At 49.8% G+C, this 20,335-nt stretch carries 14 protein-coding genes; 7 read left to right on the top strand and 7 right to left on the bottom strand.

The features are described from left to right. Positions 1-6: 6 nt before the first annotated feature. Positions 7-2,685, top strand: coding sequence for a glucosidase (locus H6F91_RS21640; RefSeq protein WP_190775653.1), 2,679 nt, complete (start codon positions 7-9; stop codon positions 2,683-2,685). A 30-nt stretch (positions 2,686-2,715) separates the two neighbouring features. Here the strand turns inward: H6F91_RS21640 and H6F91_RS21645 are convergent, their stop codons facing one another. After that, positions 2,716-4,389 carry a DNA repair helicase XPB gene (locus H6F91_RS21645; protein WP_190775652.1) on the bottom strand — a complete coding sequence of 558 codons (1,674 nt, stop codon included), beginning with the start codon at positions 4,387-4,389 and terminating at the stop codon, positions 2,716-2,718. A gap of 3 nt (positions 4,390-4,392) precedes the next feature. Continuing rightward, the gene (locus H6F91_RS21650; protein WP_190775651.1) at positions 4,393-6,258 is read right to left on the bottom strand and encodes a helicase-associated domain-containing protein; all 1,866 of its coding nucleotides are present in this window, start codon (positions 6,256-6,258) and stop codon (positions 4,393-4,395) included. A 285-nt stretch (positions 6,259-6,543) separates the two neighbouring features. Here H6F91_RS21650 and H6F91_RS21655 point away from each other — a divergent pair, with 285 nt between their 5' ends. The 4 genes from H6F91_RS21655 to H6F91_RS21670 all read left to right on the top strand — a co-directional run bounded on the left by H6F91_RS21655 (position 6,544) and on the right by H6F91_RS21670 (position 9,931). Next, positions 6,544-6,969 (top strand): VOC family protein, encoded by a 426-nt coding sequence (locus H6F91_RS21655; RefSeq protein ID WP_190775650.1) that lies wholly within the window; start codon positions 6,544-6,546, stop codon positions 6,967-6,969. Positions 6,970-7,261: 292 nt separating this feature from the next. Further along, a complete protein-coding gene (gene bla, locus H6F91_RS21660; protein WP_190775667.1) occupies positions 7,262-8,245 on the top strand; it encodes a class A beta-lactamase in 984 nt (327 codons plus the stop codon). Positions 8,246-8,289: 44 nt separating this feature from the next. Beyond that, positions 8,290-9,198 carry an ABC transporter ATP-binding protein gene (locus tag H6F91_RS21665; RefSeq protein ID WP_190775649.1) on the top strand — a complete coding sequence of 303 codons (909 nt, stop codon included), beginning with the start codon at positions 8,290-8,292 and terminating at the stop codon, positions 9,196-9,198. Continuing rightward, a complete protein-coding gene (locus H6F91_RS21670) occupies positions 9,182-9,931 on the top strand; it encodes an ABC transporter permease (protein WP_190775648.1) in 750 nt (249 codons plus the stop codon). The genes H6F91_RS21665 and H6F91_RS21670 overlap by 17 nt, the downstream gene beginning before the upstream one ends. A gap of 279 nt (positions 9,932-10,210) precedes the next feature. Here H6F91_RS21670 and H6F91_RS21675 read toward each other — a convergent pair whose 3' ends face one another. The 3 genes from H6F91_RS21675 to H6F91_RS21685 are packed head-to-tail and all read right to left on the bottom strand — an operon-like array spanning position 10,211 to position 12,559. After that, complete coding sequence (locus tag H6F91_RS21675) at positions 10,211-11,401, bottom strand: choice-of-anchor tandem repeat GloVer-containing protein (RefSeq protein ID WP_190775647.1); 1,191 nt, start codon at positions 11,399-11,401, stop codon at positions 10,211-10,213. Positions 11,402-11,410: 9 nt separating this feature from the next. Beyond that, the gene (locus tag H6F91_RS21680; protein WP_190775646.1) at positions 11,411-12,163 is read right to left on the bottom strand and encodes a hypothetical protein; all 753 of its coding nucleotides are present in this window, start codon (positions 12,161-12,163) and stop codon (positions 11,411-11,413) included. 18 nt (positions 12,164-12,181) lie between these two features. Then, positions 12,182-12,559 (bottom strand): hypothetical protein, encoded by a 378-nt coding sequence (locus tag H6F91_RS21685; RefSeq protein WP_190775645.1) that lies wholly within the window; start codon positions 12,557-12,559, stop codon positions 12,182-12,184. A gap of 327 nt (positions 12,560-12,886) precedes the next feature. Here H6F91_RS21685 and H6F91_RS21690 point away from each other — a divergent pair, with 327 nt between their 5' ends. Together H6F91_RS21690 and H6F91_RS21695 are read left to right on the top strand one after the other, a co-directional pair. Beyond that, complete coding sequence (locus tag H6F91_RS21690; protein WP_190775644.1) at positions 12,887-14,182, top strand: AAA-like domain-containing protein; 1,296 nt, start codon at positions 12,887-12,889, stop codon at positions 14,180-14,182. A gap of 95 nt (positions 14,183-14,277) precedes the next feature. Then, positions 14,278-18,075, top strand: coding sequence for an AAA-like domain-containing protein (locus tag H6F91_RS21695; RefSeq protein WP_190775643.1), 3,798 nt, complete (start codon positions 14,278-14,280; stop codon positions 18,073-18,075). A 293-nt stretch (positions 18,076-18,368) separates the two neighbouring features. On the opposite strand, the gene H6F91_RS21700 is transcribed toward H6F91_RS21695, so the two are convergent. Continuing rightward, entirely contained in the window at positions 18,369-19,583 is a 1,215-nt protein-coding gene (locus H6F91_RS21700; RefSeq protein ID WP_190775642.1) for a glycosyltransferase, read from the bottom strand. Positions 19,584-19,788: 205 nt separating this feature from the next. After that, complete coding sequence (locus H6F91_RS21705; protein ID WP_190789468.1) at positions 19,789-20,235, bottom strand: VOC family protein; 447 nt, start codon at positions 20,233-20,235, stop codon at positions 19,789-19,791. Between the last annotated feature and the right edge of the window lie 100 nt (positions 20,236-20,335).

Consider the following 20,335-nt stretch of genomic DNA (forward strand, 5'->3'; position numbering starts at 1 on the left):
ATTGGTATGACGCAAGAAGAAGCAAGGTTGGCAGCCGATCGCGAACGCACCGCCTACTGGAAACGTTGGGGGCCGTATCTGAGTGAACGGCAGTGGGGCACCGTGCGCGAAGACTACAGCACCAACGGAACGGCCTGGGAATACTTTCCCCACGACCATGCGCGATCGCGGGCTTACCGTTGGGGAGAAGACGGGATTGCTGGCATTTCGGATACGCATCAGCGGCTATGCTTTGCGATCGCCTTGTGGAATGGTGAAGATCCAATTCTTAAAGAGCGATTGTTTGGGTTGACGGGGAATGAGGGCAATCATGGAGAGGATGTCAAAGAGTACTACTTTTACCTCGACAATACTCCTACTCACTCCTATATGAAGTATCTCTATAAATATCCACATCGTGCGTTTCCTTACACTCAGTTAGTGGAGGAGAATCGTCGTAGAAGTCGGCAAGATTTTGAATTTGAACTACTGGATACAGGAATATTTGAGAGTAACAACTATTTTGATGTATTTGTTGAATATGCCAAAGCATCATCTGAGGATATCCTAATCCAAATTAATGTTATCAACCGGGGAACTGAAATTAGAACGCTGCACTTACTACCGACTTTGTGGTTTCGCAACACCTGGGCTTGGGGTTTTGAGAAGGAAGAAAAACCTTGGTTGGCTGTGAGCCAAACAACCGATCATCTCAGCGTTATTGAGGCATTTCATCCCACGCTGGGAAGGCGATGGTTTTACTGTGAGGACATCCCCAATCTATTGTTTACGAACAATGAAACGAATTACGAACGTTTGTTTGAAGTAAGCAACGCTTCGTCTTATGTCAAAGATGGCATCAACGATTATGTGATTCACAACCATAAGGATGCGATTAATCCTAGCCAAACCGGAACAAAATTCTCGGCTCATTATCAGCTTGCCATCGCGCCTGGTGCAATGCAAACGGTACGGCTTCGATTGAGGGACTCTTACTCTGATCCCAGCAACAGCAGGACAGAGTTGTTCGGGCAGGAATTTGGGGCCACCTTTCGCAATCGTCAGCAAGAGGCAGATGAATTCTATCAGCGTATTAGCCCTTCTTCACAGTCTGAGGAGATGCAAAATATTCAGCGGCAGGCCTTTGCAGGAATGCTTTGGAACAAGCAGTTTTATCATTACGTGATACATGATTGGCTACATGGCGATCCAACAAATCCTGCACCGCCGGAACGTAAATATGGAAGGAATCATGAATGGACGCATCTTTATAACGATGATGTTCTCTCAATGCCCGACAAGTGGGAATACCCCTGGTTTGCTGCATGGGATTTAGCCTTTCATTGCATTCCTTTAACCCTGCTCGATCCGGAGTTTGCTAAACGTCAGTTAAGTGTCTTGACGCGGGAATGGTACATGCATCCCAATGGGCAACTGCCTGCCTATGAGTGGGCATTCAGTGATGTCAATCCACCGGTTCACGCCTGGGCGGCCCTGCAGATCTACGAAATTGAGCAGAAAATGTATGGTCGAAGCGATCGCCCTTTTCTAGAGCGAGTGTTTCAGAAATTACTGCTCAACTTCACCTGGTGGGTGAATCGCAAAGATATCGAAGGCAAAAACGTATTCCAGGGTGGATTTTTAGGGTTAGACAACATTGGAGTATTTGATCGCAGTGCATCGCTACCTGATGGTGGTTACATTAATCAGGCAGATGGAACAAGCTGGATGGGCATGTACTGCTTAAATATGTTGGAGATTGCCTTAGAACTGGCAAAAGAAGATTCTACCTATGAAGACGTTGCCAGCAAGTTCTTTGAACACTTTCTCTACATTGCCGATGCTATTGACGGAGTGGGTGAAGCCGAACTATCCCTCTGGGACGAAACAGATGGGTTCTATTATGATGCACTGCATTTGCCTGACGGACAGCACTTTTTGATGAAGGTGCGATCGGTTGTAGGGCTTGCTCCGCTATTTGCCGTTACAACTCTAGAACCGGAGACCCTGAATCAATTCCCTGGTTTCAGAAAACGAACCGCATGGTTTATGCAAAATCGTCCTGACTTGACCCGAAAAGCTATCTGCCTGGAGACAAGAGGGGGCCAATCGAGAAGCTTGCTGGCGATCGCAGGACAACATCAATTGCGACGAATTCTGCAAAAAATGCTGGATGAAGCTGAATTTCTTGCCCCTTATGGTATTCGATCGCTCTCCAAATTCCATGCCAGCAATCCCTACGTTCTCCAAATTCATGGCAACGAGTACCGAGTCGATTATGAACCTGCGGAATCGACAACAGGTGTTTTTGGAGGCAATTCTAACTGGCGTGGACCTGTTTGGTTTCCCATGAATTACCTGGTCATCGAGTCCTTGCAGAAGTACTATCACTATTTGGGGGATGAGTTCAAAGTAGAATGCCCAACTGGCTCTGGTCAAATGATGACGCTCTGGCAAGTCGCAGCTGAGCTATCCCAACGGCTGCTTCGGACATTCTTAAACGATGTCAACGGAGAACGCCCTATCTATGGCGGAACAGAAACCTTTCAAACCGATCCCCATTGGCATGATCTGGTTCTATTTTATGAATATTTTCATGGCGATAACGGTGCAGGCATTGGAGCGAGTCACCAAACGGGTTGGACTGGGCTAGTCGCAAAACTGATCCACCAATATGCAAAACATGGCGAGAATCCCACAGCGTAGAATAAAGTCGAGTTAGGGGTTACAAGAACTTCACTCTGGCAGAATTTCAATTTGATAACTGTAGCCCTGCTCTGCCAAAAATAACTGCCGATGCCGGGCAAACTCCTCTTCGCAGGTTCGCAGCGAAACGAGCGTATAGAACTGGGCGCTACGACCATCCGATTTGGGACGCAATACCCGACCGAGCCGCTGCGCCTCTTCCTGTCGCGAGCCGTACTTGCCCGACACTTGAATCAACACATCAGCATCGGGTAAATCGAGCGCAAAGTTGCCTACCCGCGAGAGGATCAAGCCCGAAATCTCACCCGATCGAAACTGTTCGTAGCGGCGATCGCGCTCAGCCTGCGATGTTTTTCCCGTGACAAGTGGTAGTCCGGTTTGGGCAGCGAGTTGATTGAGTTGATTGAGGTATTCGCCAATAATTAAGATGCGATGTCCGCTTTCCTTCTCCAAAAGCGATCGCACGACTTCTTCTTTACGAGGATTTTCCGCCGCAATGCGAAACTGATGACGTTTCTCGGCAACGGCATATTCCATCTGTCTTGCCATAGTTTGCGGCACGCGAATTTCGGTGCATTCAGCAGCAGCAATAAAGCCCTGTCCTTCGAGTTCGCGCCAGGGCACATCGTACCGTTTGGGGCCAATTAGGGCAAACACATCCCCTTCTTTGCCATCTTCGCGGATTAAAGTCGCTGTCAACCCCAGGCGACGGCGGGCTTGCAGTTCGGCCGTAATGCGAAAAACTGGGGCGGGCAGCAGATGCACTTCGTCGTAAATAATTAAGCCCCATGATCGGGCATTGAATAGCTGAAAGTGGGGAAACTCGCCATCTTTGCTGGAGCGATAGCTGAGAATTTGATAGGTCGCCAGTGTAATCGGAGCCGTTTGTTTTGACTCGCCGCTGTACTCCGCGATCGCTTCTGGCGGCAATGTCGTTTTATCTAGCAGTTCACGCTGCCACTGCCGCACCGAGGTCAGGCTGCTTGTTAGCACCAGGGTATTTTCCTGAACCTGCGCGATCGCCGCCAGTCCCACCATTGTTTTTCCAGCTCCGCAGGGCAACACAATGACGCCGCTGCCACCCTGTACCCGGCCGGCCTGATAAAAAGCTTCCGCCGCTTCCTTCTGGTAGTCGCGCAAAATAAATGGCATTCCCACTGTTGAAATCGTTCGCAGCTCCAAGTGCAGAGCATCACCGGTAACATAACCCGCCAGATCTTCCGCCGGATAGCCTGCCGCCAGCAATGCCTGTTTCAAAACACCGCGATCGCCTGCCTCTACTGCAAACACACAGTCTGCAAGACGATCGCCCAAATACTTCGCCACCTCATCACTGCGGCTAAGGAGTTCCGCTAAGGGCAAATCAGCAATTTTGAGCAACAGACGATCGCTGTCTCGCTCAATCACCGTCAGACCGTAGCGGCTGCCCAATGCCGTAATTTCTTGCGCCACGGCATCGGGCATGGGATATTTTGCGTAACCCCGCAGCGCCGCAATCATGTCGACAACAGGCATTCCGGCAGCGCGGGCATTCCAGATGCTCAGGGGCGAGATCTGGTAAGTGTGAATATGCTCTGGACTCTTGATCAATTCTGCAAACGGGGCGATCGCAGCACGGGCAGCATCGGCATGGGGCGAATGCACTTCCAGCAGGACGGAGCGATCGCTTTGAATAATGAGTGGATTTTCGGGAACGTAGGACATGATTCAACCCAACCCCGGCAAGCTATAGCCCATTTTCTTCAAACCGTTGCGAAACTTGGTTTCCGTCTCGGCCGGCACGACGAGGTAGCACGCCCCACCTGTACCGATGGCTTTGGGCTGGTCAGCGAGAAAACAGTAGGCTTTGGTGCGCGAATCGCTGGCAATTTGGGCAGCCAGGGCAGCATCGGCACAGCGAATCAAACGGGCAGCTCCCAGGTCTTGCAGGCTGGTGGTGCGGGTTTGCAGGTCGGCAAGAAACTGTGTGACGGGTTGTGGTAAGGGTTCTCCGCTGCTGGCCATGAGCCAGTCCTGTAATTCCTTCACGGTGCGTCCCTGGGCGATCGCATCCAGCAATTTTGCCTGATCTAGTTTCCACACCACATCGGACACGGACACGAGAAAACTATTGAGCAGTAGGCGATCGGCACGGGACAATTCGCTGACCGCAACGACCTCCAGATTTGGTAGAACGCGCAGAATTCGCTTGGGGGTGGGGGCGGCAGGCTGGTAACGATCGCTTAGCCCCAAAAGATACGCACCTAGCGGCGTGAGCCGAAAGTAAGCAAGCCCGTCATAGCGGCTGAAAGTGGCTTCGTGATAGTGGTCCATAGGCAAGATGAGAAAGCCCTCATCTGGGTGCAGATACGCAACATCAATCAAGCCTAAGGTGGCAACGTATTCAAATAGAAAGCACAGAATGTATCGTGCTTCCAGAAGCATCCAACTGTTGTAATAAAAGGAACCGTAATCTTCGAGCGATAAACTCTCCGGGTTGCGACTGACTTGGAAATCGTAGCCTGCGGCGACCATGTAGCGCAAAAAGGCAGAAAACTCTACCCAGCGATCGATCGCACAGTCTTTAAGGGCACTAACAATCACGTTCCGTCGTCCTGCGACGGCAGTAAGGCTACGCTTGGCCTTCCCGGTTTGACCTTTGATGCTGTCAATGCGGCGCAGTTCATCCAGAAACGTCGTTTTAAGCCACTGTTTCCATAGGGTTTGCAGCGTCTTCTCGGATGGTTCATTCAGTGCTTTTTGTCCGGCTTTGGTCAATGCCAACCGTTTTCCGTTCAGTTCAACTAGCTTTCCCGCCTGCAATAGCATCGTCCAGGCAAACGGCTTGATCGAGCCAATGTCATATTCGTAGTCCCAGCCCGCAGGCGATCGTTTTGCTGCCCAACCGCTATAGTAATCGCCGTCTTCCAGAACTTCGGCGATCATGTTCAGCGTTGCCCCTGTCGGAAAGAAGGTTTTGTCACTCACCGCAACTTTGCCCAGGTCCACCAGTCGCAGTACGGTCTGAACATCGCGTCGGGCAATCGCTTCAGTTTCTCGAACGGTAAGGGGAAATTCGACAGTGGTTTTGTACTGTTTCCGTTCGCGGTTGTCATATGTCATCAAGGTTCGGGGTAGGCTGGACGGCAGAGTTTCAAGGCTGTCCATTTGCGTCGGTTCTGGCGGTGGCACAAAGGCTTTAAGCTGCGCTTTGAGATCCTTCGGCATCGTGCCGCTATAGAAAAATAGCCCCAAAATGGTTGGGCGGAAGGAATAGTAGGAGGGGCGATCGTCCTGCTGCCACTTGGCTTCTGCGCCATATTTACTCACAAACCGCTGCTGCTGATAGCGATCGTTCCGGCTGTGAACCACTTCAGCGATCGTGGCTTGCTGGAGGCGATCGCACTGCTGCCACAGCCTTTGGAGCGCTTTGCCTTGCAGTCGTTGCGACACATAGCTTACGAGCTCAGCTTTGCGCGTGGGAATGGTACCACTGGGCAACAGCTGCGCCAGTACCTTCAACTGATCAACGGTACAGTTGTTGAGGGCTTCAAGTAAAGTAGGAATTTGTTCCGGTTGGCTATAGTAGGGCATTGCCTTGTCCCTGCGCTGCTTTTCATTAGAATACAGATTTTCATGAGAAAACGAAGAGGTTAAGCAGCAAACATAGCCTGACAATCTTCAAGATGTTAGCAGGAATAAACCTGAGCATCGTCACTCCCCTAAGACTGAAACTTGTTGGTTCTATCGCAATATCTCTAAGTGATACACTTTCTGTATAAATCACGTTCTCTTACAGCAGCACGGTCTACAGAGGTGTATCTTATGGGTCTTTCTCTGTCACATTCACGTCCAACTTAACTGATGGAGGATTCAGATATGGATAACAATCCCAGCATTCTCTCACACGTTTCGATTGGCACCAATGATTTTGAGCGATCGATCGCCTTCTATGATGCTGTGTTGCCAACGTTGGGCTGTAAGCGGTTGATGGAGCATCCGGGAGCGATCGCCTATGGCAAACAGTATCCCGAATTTTGGGTGGGAAATCCATTTGATAGGCAACCTGCAACAGTTGGGAATGGCACTCATATTGGCTTTATCGCGCCCACTAAAGAAGCCGTCCACGCCTTCTACGAGGCAGCATTAGCGGCAGGAGGCAAAGACGAAGGTGCCCCCGGTGGTAGATCTGAATACAGTGAGCCCTATTACGGCTGCTTTGTGCGCGATCCGGATGGACACAAGATAGAAGCCGCATTTTGGGATGAGCAACTTGAGCAGGAACTCAACCAGCGCAATGTTTGACCAGCGTATGAGCCGTCTTTAACTTGCAGGATAAGACTATGGAATTCCATTGAGGTCGCCTGATTGATCATGTTCTATCAGGCAGGACTGGCAGCGGCCGGTCGAGACAATGGTGCGTACCCGGTGAACTATTCGAGTAGGTTCTGACCTAATATGCACAGGCATCTGCCTTTAGAGAGATATTTAATGCGTATGAATTCGGTTGATAGCCTCAAAAATTAGGAGAACTTTCTCCGGAATTTCAGAACTAATGAGTGTAGTTCTAACGGCTCGTAACTCCAGGTTGAAGTGTATGATTCAAGGGATGCAAAGAGCTTCGCTTCGCTCATTTTGTTTGTTTTTTCTGACTGTTTTACTCACTGTTAGTTGTACAAGCATTAACTCCAATAACGGGGAAACAAACTCCAATAGCCAGACCCGTGCGCCAAGCGAAATCACAACATCCGACACCGATCGCAACAACGAGTTACGCGATCGCATTGAACAAATTTCTCAAATGGCTCAAGGGCGGGTTGGGGCAACAGCCACCGTGCTAGAAACTGGAGAGTCAGTATCTCTGAATGGAGATCAACAATTTCCAATGCAGAGCGTTTACAAGTTTCCGATCGCAATGGCGGTTCTGGCTCAAGTCGATCAAGGAAACCTGGAGCTAGACCAGACGATCCGAATTGAAGCCAGCGATATTGTTCAAGATAGCCAGATTCTGGAGGAGAATTCCCAAGGAAAGGAATTCCGTTTAGCCGAATTGTTGCAGTATATGGTTTCTGAAAGTGATAGTACGGCTTGTGATGCGCTATTACGGCTCATCGGTGGACCACAACAAGTCACGGCGTATTTAAGCAATCTTGGCATTAATGATATCGTTGTCGCGAACACAGAGAATGAGATTCAGTTTGGGCAAGATCCAACCTTGCAATATCGTAACTATGCAACGCCAGATGCAGCCGTTCATTTATTACGTGCTTTTCATGAAGGGCAAGGGCTTTCAGATTCTAGTCACGCCTCCCTGCAAGAATGGATGACAGAGACCTCGACTGGTCCAAACCGGATTAAGGGACTGTTGCCTGAGGGAACCGTTGTCGCGCACAAAACAGGAACTTCAGCGACGGTCGATGGAGTAACGGCTGCAACTAATGATGTGGGAATTGTGACGTTGCCGAATGGGCAGCATTTAGCGATCGCCGTCTTTGTTTCAGATTCTAGAGCAAGCGGTACAGTCCGTGAAGAAGTCATTGCAAAGGTGGCAAAGGCAGCTTGGGACGAATGGAGTCAATAAGCTTTCTTTAGCGTTTGCAAATTTTGCTCAGTTGCGGTCTGCTCATGCTGATTTACGACATTCAAAATCTGGTTAAGGTTTATCCAGGGCAATCTCAGCCTGTCAACGATCGCATTACCCTCCAAATTCATCAGGGTGAACTTTTCGGTATCTTAGGCGATAACGGGGCAGGTAAAAGCACGCTAGTACGCCAGATGGTTAATTTATTGCCGAGTAGTTCAGGGACGATCGCATTTCTGGGTAAATCGATTACGACCATTCCCAAAATTGTGCAAATGAACGTAGGCTACATGCCTCAGGAAAGCGGAGCCGTAAAAAATCTGACGATCGCAGAGAGTTTGTACTTTACTGCCCATTTACGCGGCATGAGTCGGCGAGAAGCTGGTGAGGAACGCGATCGGCTGCTGCACCAATGGAAGATGACCGAATGGCGCCATCAACCTGCGGCTCGGCTTTCCGGTGGACAATTGCGACTCCTAAGATTAGCGGTGGCAATGGCGGGTTCTCCTCCTGTCTTGATTCTGGATGAACCCACCAATGATCTAGATCCACAACGACGTAAATTAGTTTGGGATAACCTGCGGCAACTCAATCGCGAACAGGGAACCACGATTATTCTGATTACCCACGATGCGATCGAGGCAGAAAAAGCGATTCAGCGAGTCGGAATTTTACGCGCCGGAAAACTGGTCGCGATCGGCCGCCCAAGTGACTTGAAGCAACAGGTCGATCGAATGCTGCGTCTGGAGCTATTCTTTGAGCCTGATCGTCCTCCAATCTTGCCTCCAAACTTGGTGTGCGATCGCCATGCTCCGGGGCACTGGCGCATTTTTCTAGAATGGGATCAAGTTGAGCAAACGCTGAACGGTCTTGATCTCAAGCAGGTTGACGATTTTCGCCTCTATTCTGCCACTTTAGAAGACCTGTATTTGCACTATGCAACTCAACCGTAGACCTCTACCACTCTTGCTGCAACTGTTCGATCTGCTGTGTATGGAGTTGAGTAACTGGCGGTGGTCATGGCAGGTGATGGTATTAACGGCAACCATCAGTCCCGTGTTGAGCATTATTGCGTTAGGCAGTTTTGTCACTAGAAATGATGCTGAATCACTCCATGCCATTCTCGCAGGAAGTTTGGTGATGTCTCTCATGTTTGGCAATTTGGATAATGTGTCTTCCCGATTTGCCTATATGCGGTTCTCTGGGGCGTTGGACTATTACGCTACATTGCCGATTCGGCGATCGCTGCTCATGGTTGCCGTTGTTCTAGCATTCTTTGTGTTGTCACTACCATCTTTGCTGGTGACAATCGTTTTTGGTGCATGGTTTCTGCATTTGTCTTTGACCATTCACCCGTTGATTCTACTGATCATTCCGCTCTGTGTCTTGCCATTGGCTGGTGTGGGAGCCGCGATCGGGGCAAATTCCCCCAGCCCCGAGGTCGGCGGGGGATTAACGCTATTGGTAACTATGCTGGCCCTGTTTGTTGGACCCGTTTTATTGCCTGCCAGTCGTCTCCCAGAAATCGTTCAAACGATCGGATACTTTAGTCCGGCGACCTATGCGGCATCAGCGTTAAAACAAACGTTGTTAGAGCCTATGACACAGCGCGTCGTGATTGATCTGGTTGCGCTGATAGGATTTTCGGTTCTTACTTTCTGGCTAGTGTCTCGCAAGTTAAAGTGAATGATAAAGGTTAATTTTTCAAACATGATTTAAGAACTTGAGGAACCCCTGTTTTATTCCCGCGACGGAGAATCGCATCAATAGGATCAATCCCTGTTGCTTGAATCAAAGAATTGTTGGAATTGAATTCAATTGGCATACACTCTAATTCTGTAACAGGGCTTTAGGAGATTTCCAGATAAGAACTTCCCCATTATTTGGGAAAAAGGCGCGGCGAAGCCGCGCCTTTTTCCCAAATAATGGGGATATTGTTTCCCAGAAATCTCCTTAGCGATCGCCTCAGGGATTGATCGTAAACTTGAAGACGGTTCCCTGGTCGTGGTTGCCACCCATCAAAGTCGTGCCATAGAATGTGCCGTTCTCAACTTCGACCAAGCTGTTGGGCTGGCTACCGTTGTTTCCTCTAAAGTAGCCCAGTGGAGTCATTTTTCCCTGGGGGGTGAGACGAAAGACTATACCCGGATCAGGCGGTTCAGGACCGATCGCCGTGCCGTAAAAATTGCCGTCGCTGCCCTGAATCAGGCGATTAAATAGAAAATTGCGATCGAGGGTGGCGATCGTTGTTTTTTGTCCGTCGGGCGTTAAACGAAAGAAATTCCCGAACAGCGTCACCCCATAAAAGTTGCCGTCCTGTGCTTCCACTAAGCGGCTCGGATAGGCATCCCGGCTCAGGTTTTCGTTTAACCCTGCGAATCGGGCGAATGGCTCTAACGCCTGATCATTGTTCAATCGAAAGATAGTAGCCGCACCATCTGCCATGTATTCTGTGCCATAAAAATTACCGTGAGTAACATAGAATTTGCCGGATCGATCCTGAATGAGATCCAGTGCCCCTGGAAATCGATCGACATTGAAATGAATCAGGGTGGTCAGTTCTCCTGCAGGTGTCAGCCGAAAAACAGTGCCTTGCTGATGGTCGCCGCCCGTGTAGGTCGTGCTGTAGAAATTGCCGTCCTGTGCCTGCATCAGGGGACGTTGAGGACTGGAGCCATTTTTGTGATCGAACACGGCCAGCGTCGTCAATTCTCCCCCCGTGGTGACACGAAAGACTGTACCGAATCCCTGCCCATTTGCACCACCGCCCGATGTTGTGCCATATAGATTGCCATCGCGCCCCAGAATTAGCTCGGCTTCAGGGTTGTAACCTTGAGTTTCACCGTGGAGATGCACGATCGGCTGAATCTGTCCGTTAGGGGTGAGGCGAAAGATGACGCCAGGTCCAATTCGTCCACCTTCGGTGATGCCGTAAAAGTTGCCGTCTCTGGCTCGCACCAAGCCAAGGGGATTGCTGCCGTTGTCACCTTGAAAATGGACAATTGTCGTTACTGTTGCCGCTTCAGAATTCGAGGATGAATTCGATTCAGCAGACGGAGGAGATGGAATAACATTGCCAGGTTGACAGGCAGAAAGACTGATACACAGACCCAGCAGAATATAAAAATGACTTTGGAGTACAGAGCTTTTTTTCACAAACTAATATTACTGAGAGAACAACGTCGAGATATTCCCGCGAAATGGGGGTTCCGTACAAGTTGCTCCATCTTGACAAGAGAGATTCGCTTCAAAGGAACGATGATCTATCCATTTGAAGCTGCTTAAATCAACCGTTGCCGCTGTTTGCTCAAACATTTTGGATTCTCCCGTCTGTAAGTCGAGCGCGACAAACCAGGACACACCTTCCATAGATTCAACAAACAGGGCATACCGTTCATCACCCGTCCACTGCACCCAATTTAGCCCACCATATTTCGCAATATCAATTTTCCGAGCAGTTCCCGCCTGGCGATCGGCCAGAAACACCGACCAGCACAGTCCCGATTCAGCCGTCGCATCTTCACAGGCCTTCACAATATTAAATCTGCCCGATGGAGACACATCAGAAACAATCAGCCGTTGAGCATAGGTGATGTCACCATTACTCACATAGCTAACGGGAATCTCGGTCAGCAAAATCTTGTCTTGATATAACAGCCTGCCGTCTTCGGTGAATGCTAGCCCCTGCGCGGATTCGCCCTTTAAAATCTCGGCCCATTCCTGTACTCCTGCCATCTTTGGTAGCGCTGGGGAATCGGCGGGTGTGGGAGCGGAGGTATCAACGGTTTCAGGACTGGGTGAAGGGACTTGAGATTGTGGCTGGGATTTTGTGGCGGTGCATCCGGCGATCGCACTAGTCACCATCCAGCATCCAATCACACAGGCAATGAATTGTTTTTTGCTACAATTAAAGTTCATCTGATTTCGCTCAACAAGTTAGAGTAAGTCAATACGGCTATCGTGAATCCAGCAGTTGCCATCAGGATTGTGAAACCAGGATTCACCATTGTTATCCACCTGACGGCGATCGATTTCAATGAAGGAATTGCCCGAAAAACGAGTCGCCACTCTACCCCAGGGCGCAACGCGGCAGTTTGATTGCTCCTGCTCATTGCCTGCAATTTTTCCCATCCGGGGAAAGACATCGGCATCATCGGGCAAATTGTCGCGTTCGTGGTAAATATTATCTGAAGGAACTGGGTTAGAGTCGGGCGATCGTTGAGCTACAGTCGGCATCTGCACGGCGATCGCAACACCTAAAGCCGCGCTGCTCCAGAGAAATGTTTTAAGCAAGGAGCTGAATGTTTGCTGCATGATTTCAATCCATGTTACTCAAATTTACTCAGAAGATCAGTTGGGAAGCCTCAGCATATATGATTTCAAATTTGAAACTGAGGTTTCCGATTTAATAACAATTGCCCTTTCGAGTGCCTCAATCTGGGCTGTAGATTAGTCTTCTCCTAACCTTTGTCTTACAACCAAGATAAGCAAACTGCCCTACTACTTTGGGTTTTGTGCAAGAAATTACACAGGACTCCTCACCTTCAACGCTTAGATTTGATAGGAGCCTTGGAAACATCGGGAAAAGTTCAGGGGGCATTTGAAGTAAGAATTGTGTGGGCTTGAGGCGGTTTAGAAAGCATGAGAGAAGCCGAATTTAAGGTTGTTTTTGAAGAGCTGACACCAAAGCAACGTAAGGTCTTACAGCGGTTCTTGGCAGCCGAGACCGACGAAGCAATTGCCTCTGCTCTGTATTTAGAACCCTCGACCATTCGTCGTCATATCGCTAATATTTGTAAAGCCTTTGGATTAAATAATGCGGAGGGAGAACATTATTCCTACCGAGATGAATTAATTGAGTTGTTCGCGCACCATCGACCCGAACTCGTGAATCCAGAATTAGTTTACCGGGGGAAGTTGGCGAATTTAGAATTCCCCGGTAGTCCCCTCACTTTGAAGTCACCGTTTTATGTGGAACGCCCTCCCATTGAGGAACAATGCCTTCAGGAAATTTGCAAACCAGGCAGCTTAGTTCGGATTCGTGCTCCACAGTACATGGGTAAAACCTCTCTACTGCATCGAATTCTGGCGAGGGCTAGCGAGATGAATTACGCGACAGTGCGACTCAACCTGCGGCAAGCAGAGGCGGCAGTTGCGGCTGATTTAGACACCTTTTTGCGCTGGTTTTGTGTGAACCTCAGCCGCAAGCTAAATTTACCCGGACAACTCGATGAGTATTGGGATGGCGATCGCTTCGGCAGCCTGGTCAGTTGCACGACCTATTTCCAATCTTGCATATTAGAGCAATTGCATCAAAATTTAGTTTTGGGACTGGATGAGGTCGATTGGCTCTTTGAATTTCCCCCCGTTGCTCAAGGATTTTTTGCCCTGCTACGAAGCTGGCACGAGGAAGCCAATAACTTAGACATATGGCAACGCCTGCGCCTCGTTGTTGCACATTCAACTGAAGTTTATATCTCGCTCAACCTCAACCAGTCTCCCTTCAATGTGGGGTTGCCCATTCGACTACCCGAACTTTCGTTGATACAGGTACAGGGATTGGCAAAGCAGTATGGTTGGCACAGTTCAACTCAAGCTGTGCAATCGCTGGTTTCAATGGTTGGTGGTCATCCCTACCTGTTGCAGTTGGCATTCTATCATTTACAACAGGGGATGCCGTTGGAGCACTTGCTGCAAACGGCTCCAACTCAAGCGGGGATTTATCGGGACCATCTCCGTCGCCACTGGCAGATGTTGCAAGACCACCCAGAGCTACAAACGGCCCTTGATCTCGCCATGGTCGAGGAATCCCGGGGAATTTCTCTCGATCCCGTTCTCGCCTATAAGCTTGAAAGTTCGGGCTTGATCAAACTGGAGGGAAATCAAGCCAGGCTCAGCTGTGAACTCTATCGACAATACTTTAGCGATCGCTTATAACCTATTGAATCCTGTTCAAGTTCCTGCACAAACCACGCAGAAGGTTGAATGCGTCTCTAAGGTGAAAGTGCATACTTCATTCAGGTTTGATCACAATGGTCAGTTACGAGTATCAAGTAGGTGGAAGCCTGCGAGTGGATGCACCAAGCTATGTTGAACGGCAAGCTGACCATGAGCTGTACGATGCTTTGAAAGCAGGACAGTTTTGCTATGTGTTTAACTGTCGGCAAATGGGTAAATCGAGCCTGCGAGTGCGGGTCATGCACCGTTTGCGATCGCAGGGATTTTGCTGTATTGCGATCGACATGACCCGCATTGGCAGCGAACACCTGACGCCTCATCAGTGGTATGAACGGGTGATTTCAGAACTCTGGCGGGGAGCTAATTTATTAGGCAAAGTTAATCTCAAAGCCTGGTTAGATGAGCATCAAAATCTTAGCCCTGTACAATTGCTCGATCGCTTTATTGACCGTGTTTTACTGGTACAGCTAGTCGATCAACCCATTGTCATCTTCATTGATGAGATCGATACGGTTCTCAGCCTGGAGTTTTCAATTAACGACTTCTTCGCACTCATTCGCTCGTATTACAACCAGAGAGCTGACCAACCTATCTACGATCGCCTTACCTTTTGCTTATTGGGTGTAACAACACCTTCAGATTTGGTAAAAGACAAAACGAGAACGCCATTCAACATTGGCGAAGCGATCGCTCTTCATGGCTTTCAGTTTGAGGAAGCTCAAGCGTTAGTTCCCGGGTTAATGAATCATGTCAATGATCCATCGTCCGTCTTGAAAGAGATTCTAGGATGGACCGGAGGACAACCTTTTCTAACGCAAAAGATTTGTCGTTTGATTGTCACAAAACAAGACCAAAGATCTTTCAAGTTTTCAGCAACACAACTGATTCAAGAACACGTTGTACACAACTGGGAATCTCAGGATGAACCAGAACATCTGAGAACCATTCGCGATCGCCTTTTGCGAGATGAAACGCAAGCAGGGCGATTGCTTGGGCTTTACCAACAGGTGCTAGCCAGTACGGATGAGAGCCTTCCTTCACTGGTATCTCAAATTCCATCCGATGACTCACCAGAACAGGTGGAACTGCGGTTATCGGGATTGGTGATCAAAGAAAAAGGTTTACTTTGTGTCGCCAATCGTATTTACCGAAACACCTTTAACAGTCATTGGGTTGAAACAGAATTGGGGAAACTCCGCATTTATTACGACTCGCTGCGAGCCTGGTTTGCGTCTCACTGTCGGGATGAATCGCATTTACTGCGAGGACAAACCTTGCGAGAAGCAATGGCATGGTCAGCCGGTAAGCACTTGGGAAATCAGGATTATCAATTTTTAGCGGCCAGTCAGGAAGCAGAAAACCGCAAGATTCAGCTTGAGAAGTTAGAAACCCAAATTCAGCTTGAAACGGAACAGCAAGAAAAAAAAGCCATTGCGCGTGCGAGAGAAATTTTGGCATCGGCGCATCAAAAAGCTCAAAAACGGATCCGAATTGGGTCTCTCGTGCTCACCGCTTCTTTAATAGGGGCAGCGATCGCTGCGGCATTCACCAACACTGCATTCCAAAAACAACGAGCCGCCCAGATCGGCACGCAACTGGAGCGAGAAGGAGTCAGCATCTTACGCCAATTTGAAACCAATCAAGTGGGTTCTTTAGTCGCTGCCATGGAAGCAGGGCAAACACTAAGGACATTGGTTAAAGCAGATCAACCCGTTACTGATTATCCTGCAACTAGCCCAGTTTTGGCGCTCCAGACAATCCTGGACACCATTCATGAGCAGAATGTTCTACGACTGCCCGGAGGCTACCGGGTGGCACGTTTCAGCCCGGATGGAGAACTTTTCGTGACAGCTGCCGATCGCAATTCTCCTAAGTTATGGAATATGCGAGGAGAGCTGATTGCTCAACTGAACAATCATGGGGAGATTATGTATGCGCTGCAGTTTAGCCCGGATGGAAATTATCTGGCGACTAGCGGTTATGATGGCATCGTTATTCTGTGGAACCGCCAGGGTCAGCAGATTCGATCGTTTCAAGCCACAACCAACGAACCCATTTCAGATGTCCAGTTCAGCCCGGATGGAAACTATTTAGTAACGGCTGGTTTCCAAACGGCCACCATTTGGACAACAGAAGGAAAGCAAATTGCAAAACTAAAAGGGCATGAAGGTTCAGTACATCGCGTATTGTTCAGCCCGAGGGGCGATCGCCTTGTTTTAGCCGATGAACGCGGCAAACTTTATCTGTGGACGCTGGAGGGGCAGCGTTTAGCATCCATGCCTGGGCATGACGGTAGCATAACGACATTGCAGTGGAGCCCTGATGGTGAGCAATTGCTGTCGATTGGTGGATTTTCTAACTCGGTCAAGCTCTGGGCATCCAGTGGACAATTACTCAGGCAATTACGAACTGCTAAAAGCTTTATCACAGCGCAATTTACGCCAGATGGAAATCGCATCGCTACGGTGATCAATGATGGCACTGTCGATATCTGGAGTGTACAAGGTGAGATGATTCGTACACTCAACTCCTCATCCAACATGATAGATGTACACTTCGATGGCAATGGTCAAGTGGCGACCGCGGACATGAATGGCAGCATTCGCATTTGGAACTTAGATGGAGCCTTAATCACAGAGCTAAAAGGTCATCAGGGTAGCATTCTTGACCAATGGTTTAGCCCCAACGGCGATCGCCTGGTAACCCTTGGAGTGGATGGAACGGTTAGAGTCTGGAATTTACAAACGGCTCCACAACGTCGAATCCAACTAATTTCTGGTAGAACGAACCAGGCAGAGTTAAGCCCAGAGGGAGAACTTTTTGCAACGATCGATGATGATGCGATCGCTCGGTTATGGAATGTGGATGGAAGGTTAATTAAAGAGTTCAGAAGACCGCTGAACCCATTGCAAAAAACACCCTATGTTTCACAATCAATCGCAAGATTTAGCCGTGATGGACGTTTTTTAGTGACAGTTAGCACTAACAATAGCATTCAGATCTGGAATCGAGAGGGTGAATTAATTACAAACATCCAAGGGCTGTGGAGTCAGGTAATTGATCTGCATTTTAGTCCTGATGGGCAGCAATTCGTTACGCCAACCATCGATGGGCCTACCTATATTTGGAATTTTCAAGGGCAAAAGTTAGCAGAATTAAAGGGCGATCGCGATCACAATTTAATTTCACGAGCGCAGTTTAGCCCCAGTGGAGAATTTGTTGCGACTCTCTCACCAAACGGAGAATTACGTCTATGGACAGCCACAGGAACCCGCATTACCGGCTGGCAGGTTTCCTCTCAAAGTGCCCATGTCTTGCAATTTAGCCCCGACGGCCAATCCATTGCGACAGCGGGTGAAGATGGAAGCATTCGATTGTGGAATCTCAAAGGACAATTGCTTCAGGAATTCAAAGGGCATGCTTCAGTGACGCAATCGGTTCAATTCACCCCAAATGGTCAGTATCTAGTCACCGATGGCGTAGACGGAACCGCTAAAATTTGGTCTATTCAAGGGCAACTCGTCACGGAGTTGAGAGGGCATCAGGGACCCATTTATCAACTCAAGGTAAGTCCAGCAGGCGATCGCGTTGTAACCCTAACAGTGGATGGGATCCTTCGATTGTGGACGCTTCAGGGCCAGCTTCTGGGTGAGTTCAAAAATCCGCAGGGCATAGCTGGCTTTTGGTTTAGTGGGGAGGGTCAGCAGTTAACTGCCGTCCGACAGGATGGCACAATCAAGACGTGGAATGTTGATGACTTGGAGCCTCTTATGAAACAGGGATGTGATTGGCTCCAGAGTTACTTTGTCAGCCACCCAGACGCGCTTCAAAGGCTGTCAATTTGCCAAGCGACTACTCCTCTAAATAAATGAGCAATGTTGATCGGATTCCAGCTATGTTAACCTGAGTTCGGGTTAAGGGCGTTTTCGAGTGCCGCGCGTTGCGTGGCACTCGAAAACACTCATTTTGGCGTGCGCAAAGCGCACGCCAAAATGAGCACTTCAGCTTATCCTGAACTGAGGTTAATTAAGTTTCAACTCAAACAGAGCCTCGACTGCTGAGCGGTAAGCGGCCAGTTATAGCCTCTGCTATTGCAAGCATTCTGGCTTCTTGTACCATTTGCTGGTTTTGAAATCAGTCAGTATCGACTCTAAGGGTTCTCGTTTTATCCGTAGCGATAGAGGGTCTGCTGAGCTGCGATCTGCGCGCCATCCCTCCGTACGGTGGTAGCGATAGATTGGGCACGAGCAGCCACATCGGATTGAAGAGCTAGTTTGAGGGCACTCGTTAATGAATCGAGAGTTGGTGTGCCAGGCGCATGCGCGGTTCCGATGCCGAGGTGGTGAATTCGTTGGGCCCAGTAGTGCTGATCGTACATCTGCGGAATAACGACTTGGGGAACGCCAGCAAGCGCAGCGGCAGTTGTAGTTCCCGCGCCACCATGATGGACAACGGCAGCAACCCGTTTGAACAGGGCCTGTTGATTGACCTCATCGATGATCAAGCAATCGGGTTCATCATCCACCAGCCATAGGTCAGCCCACCCACGAGAAATGATCGCACGGTACCCAACTGATCGAGCGGACATGACCATCACCTGGCTGATGTTTTCCGGTGCACGGACGCTGCCAAAGCCGAAGTACACAGGGGGTTCGCCAGCGTCGAGGAACACCTCCAGTTCGGGGGACAGAGGACACTCATCCGGCAGAATCCAAGCACCCGTCTGAAACACCGACTGATCTGCAGAGTTAGGCCAGGGTGCCAACGTTGGGTCGGCTGCCAACCAGGGGCGATCGGTCAAGATGTGGCTGCGCACGTCACTGACCGGGACGAGACCGAGGGATGCCCGATGCGAGTTGAGCAGGGTACCCCACATGTCATTCCAACGCTGGGCATCCTGCACCCAACGTTCGTGGTAATCGACATCTGCAGGCGTCAGTGTGTCTCCTAACATGCCCAGTACGGGTGGCGCATGATATGGCGATGGTAGAACAGCCGGGCAGTAGGCGGCAAAGACATACGGGATGCCCATCTTCTCGGCCACCGAGGGAGCAGCGATCTGGAGGGCTGTTGCTCCTACAATGAGGTCGCAGCCTTGGGCTACCACTGCAATCGTTTCAAATTGTGTGGCAACTGTGCCTTCCATCATCTGACGCCGCTGTTCGGGAGTGGGTAGAACTGCCGTTGGGTTGACTTTCCCGGTTGATCGCAGTTGAGGCCCGATAGACGTGACGGGTATTCCTAGCCCCTCAATCCAGTTGCAGGAGTCGGGCGGCACGCACAGATGAACCTCCTGGTCGAGGGCTCTTAATGCCAGCGCGAGCGATACCAGTGGTTGAACATCGCCTCGCGTTCCGATGGTCGATAACAAGACGCGCATCAGAATCTCCTTTGGTACGAGTTGGCTGGTTGGCGAATTGCAAGCATGACCCACACTGGAGCTTTGCCGCAAGTTCCTTTGTTGCAGCCCAAGATCGTTTTGAAATCGCTAAAGCACATAACCCCTGAATCTAGCTGTACAGCAGCCTGTGTGAAGCCGTGAACACGGAAGAGCCTTGGGTTGTTGCATCAGTTGCAACGATTCGTTAGAAAACCGGCGGGGCGGGTGTGCTCTCCCCACTTCCACTCTCAGGAGCAGGCAACGGTGCGCACAATTCTAAGAGTGTGCCATCTGGGGCACGGACGTAGGCAACCTCCTGCCCCCAAGGCAGCACGTAAGGCTCAGCGAGCACCTTCGCTCCTGCCGCAACAGCGCGCGTGAACGCACCGCGCACATCATCTGTCGTGAAAGCCACCTCAATGTTTGAGACGCGCGTCCCCAAGTTTGGTCGTTCATACCCGACTGGCATCAAGCGCTCGCCCGTCACGTGTGCCGCTACTGCCAACGTGCTCGCTCCGCACCCCGTCAACTCCCCAAACTGATAGTCAGGGTCGTAGAAGCGACGCGTCAGCCCAAGCGCACGCTCGTAAAACTCAAGGGCGGCTGGCACAGCGCCATCATCCACATAGACCACTATGCTCGTTAATTCCATCTGACCTCCTCGTGAGTAGCAGGTTATCCCTCCTGTACAACCAGCTAACAACCAAGCTCACCTGTCACAGGAAGAGAGCAAGGCACGAGCAGATTGTAGG

Source organism: Leptolyngbya sp. FACHB-8 (assembly GCF_014695575.1).
In the GTDB taxonomy this organism is placed as follows: Bacteria; Cyanobacteriota; Cyanobacteriia; order Elainellales; family Elainellaceae; genus Vacuolonema.

Excerpts from the sequence above, each read along its gene's own strand:
- H6F91_RS21695 (WP_190775643.1), top strand. The coding sequence starts at position 14,278 with ATGGTCAGTTACGAGTATCAAGTAGGTGGAAGCCTGCGAGTGGATGCA.
- H6F91_RS21685 (WP_190775645.1), bottom strand. The coding sequence starts at position 12,559 with ATGCAGCAAACATTCAGCTCCTTGCTTAAAACATTTCTCTGGAGCAGC.
- H6F91_RS21670 (WP_190775648.1), top strand. The coding sequence starts at position 9,182 with ATGCAACTCAACCGTAGACCTCTACCACTCTTGCTGCAACTGTTCGAT.
- bla (WP_190775667.1), top strand. The coding sequence starts at position 7,262 with ATGATTCAAGGGATGCAAAGAGCTTCGCTTCGCTCATTTTGTTTGTTT.
- H6F91_RS21645 (WP_190775652.1), bottom strand. The coding sequence starts at position 4,389 with ATGTCCTACGTTCCCGAAAATCCACTCATTATTCAAAGCGATCGCTCC.
- H6F91_RS21640 (WP_190775653.1), top strand. The coding sequence starts at position 7 with ATGACGCAAGAAGAAGCAAGGTTGGCAGCCGATCGCGAACGCACCGCC.
- H6F91_RS21680 (WP_190775646.1), bottom strand. The coding sequence starts at position 12,163 with ATGAACTTTAATTGTAGCAAAAAACAATTCATTGCCTGTGTGATTGGA.
- H6F91_RS21650 (WP_190775651.1), bottom strand. The coding sequence starts at position 6,258 with ATGCCCTACTATAGCCAACCGGAACAAATTCCTACTTTACTTGAAGCC.
- H6F91_RS21705 (WP_190789468.1), bottom strand. The coding sequence starts at position 20,235 with ATGGAATTAACGAGCATAGTGGTCTATGTGGATGATGGCGCTGTGCCA.
- H6F91_RS21665 (WP_190775649.1), top strand. The coding sequence starts at position 8,290 with ATGCTGATTTACGACATTCAAAATCTGGTTAAGGTTTATCCAGGGCAA.
- H6F91_RS21700 (WP_190775642.1), bottom strand. The coding sequence starts at position 19,583 with ATGCGCGTCTTGTTATCGACCATCGGAACGCGAGGCGATGTTCAACCA.
- H6F91_RS21655 (WP_190775650.1), top strand. The coding sequence starts at position 6,544 with ATGGATAACAATCCCAGCATTCTCTCACACGTTTCGATTGGCACCAAT.
- H6F91_RS21690 (WP_190775644.1), top strand. The coding sequence starts at position 12,887 with ATGAGAGAAGCCGAATTTAAGGTTGTTTTTGAAGAGCTGACACCAAAG.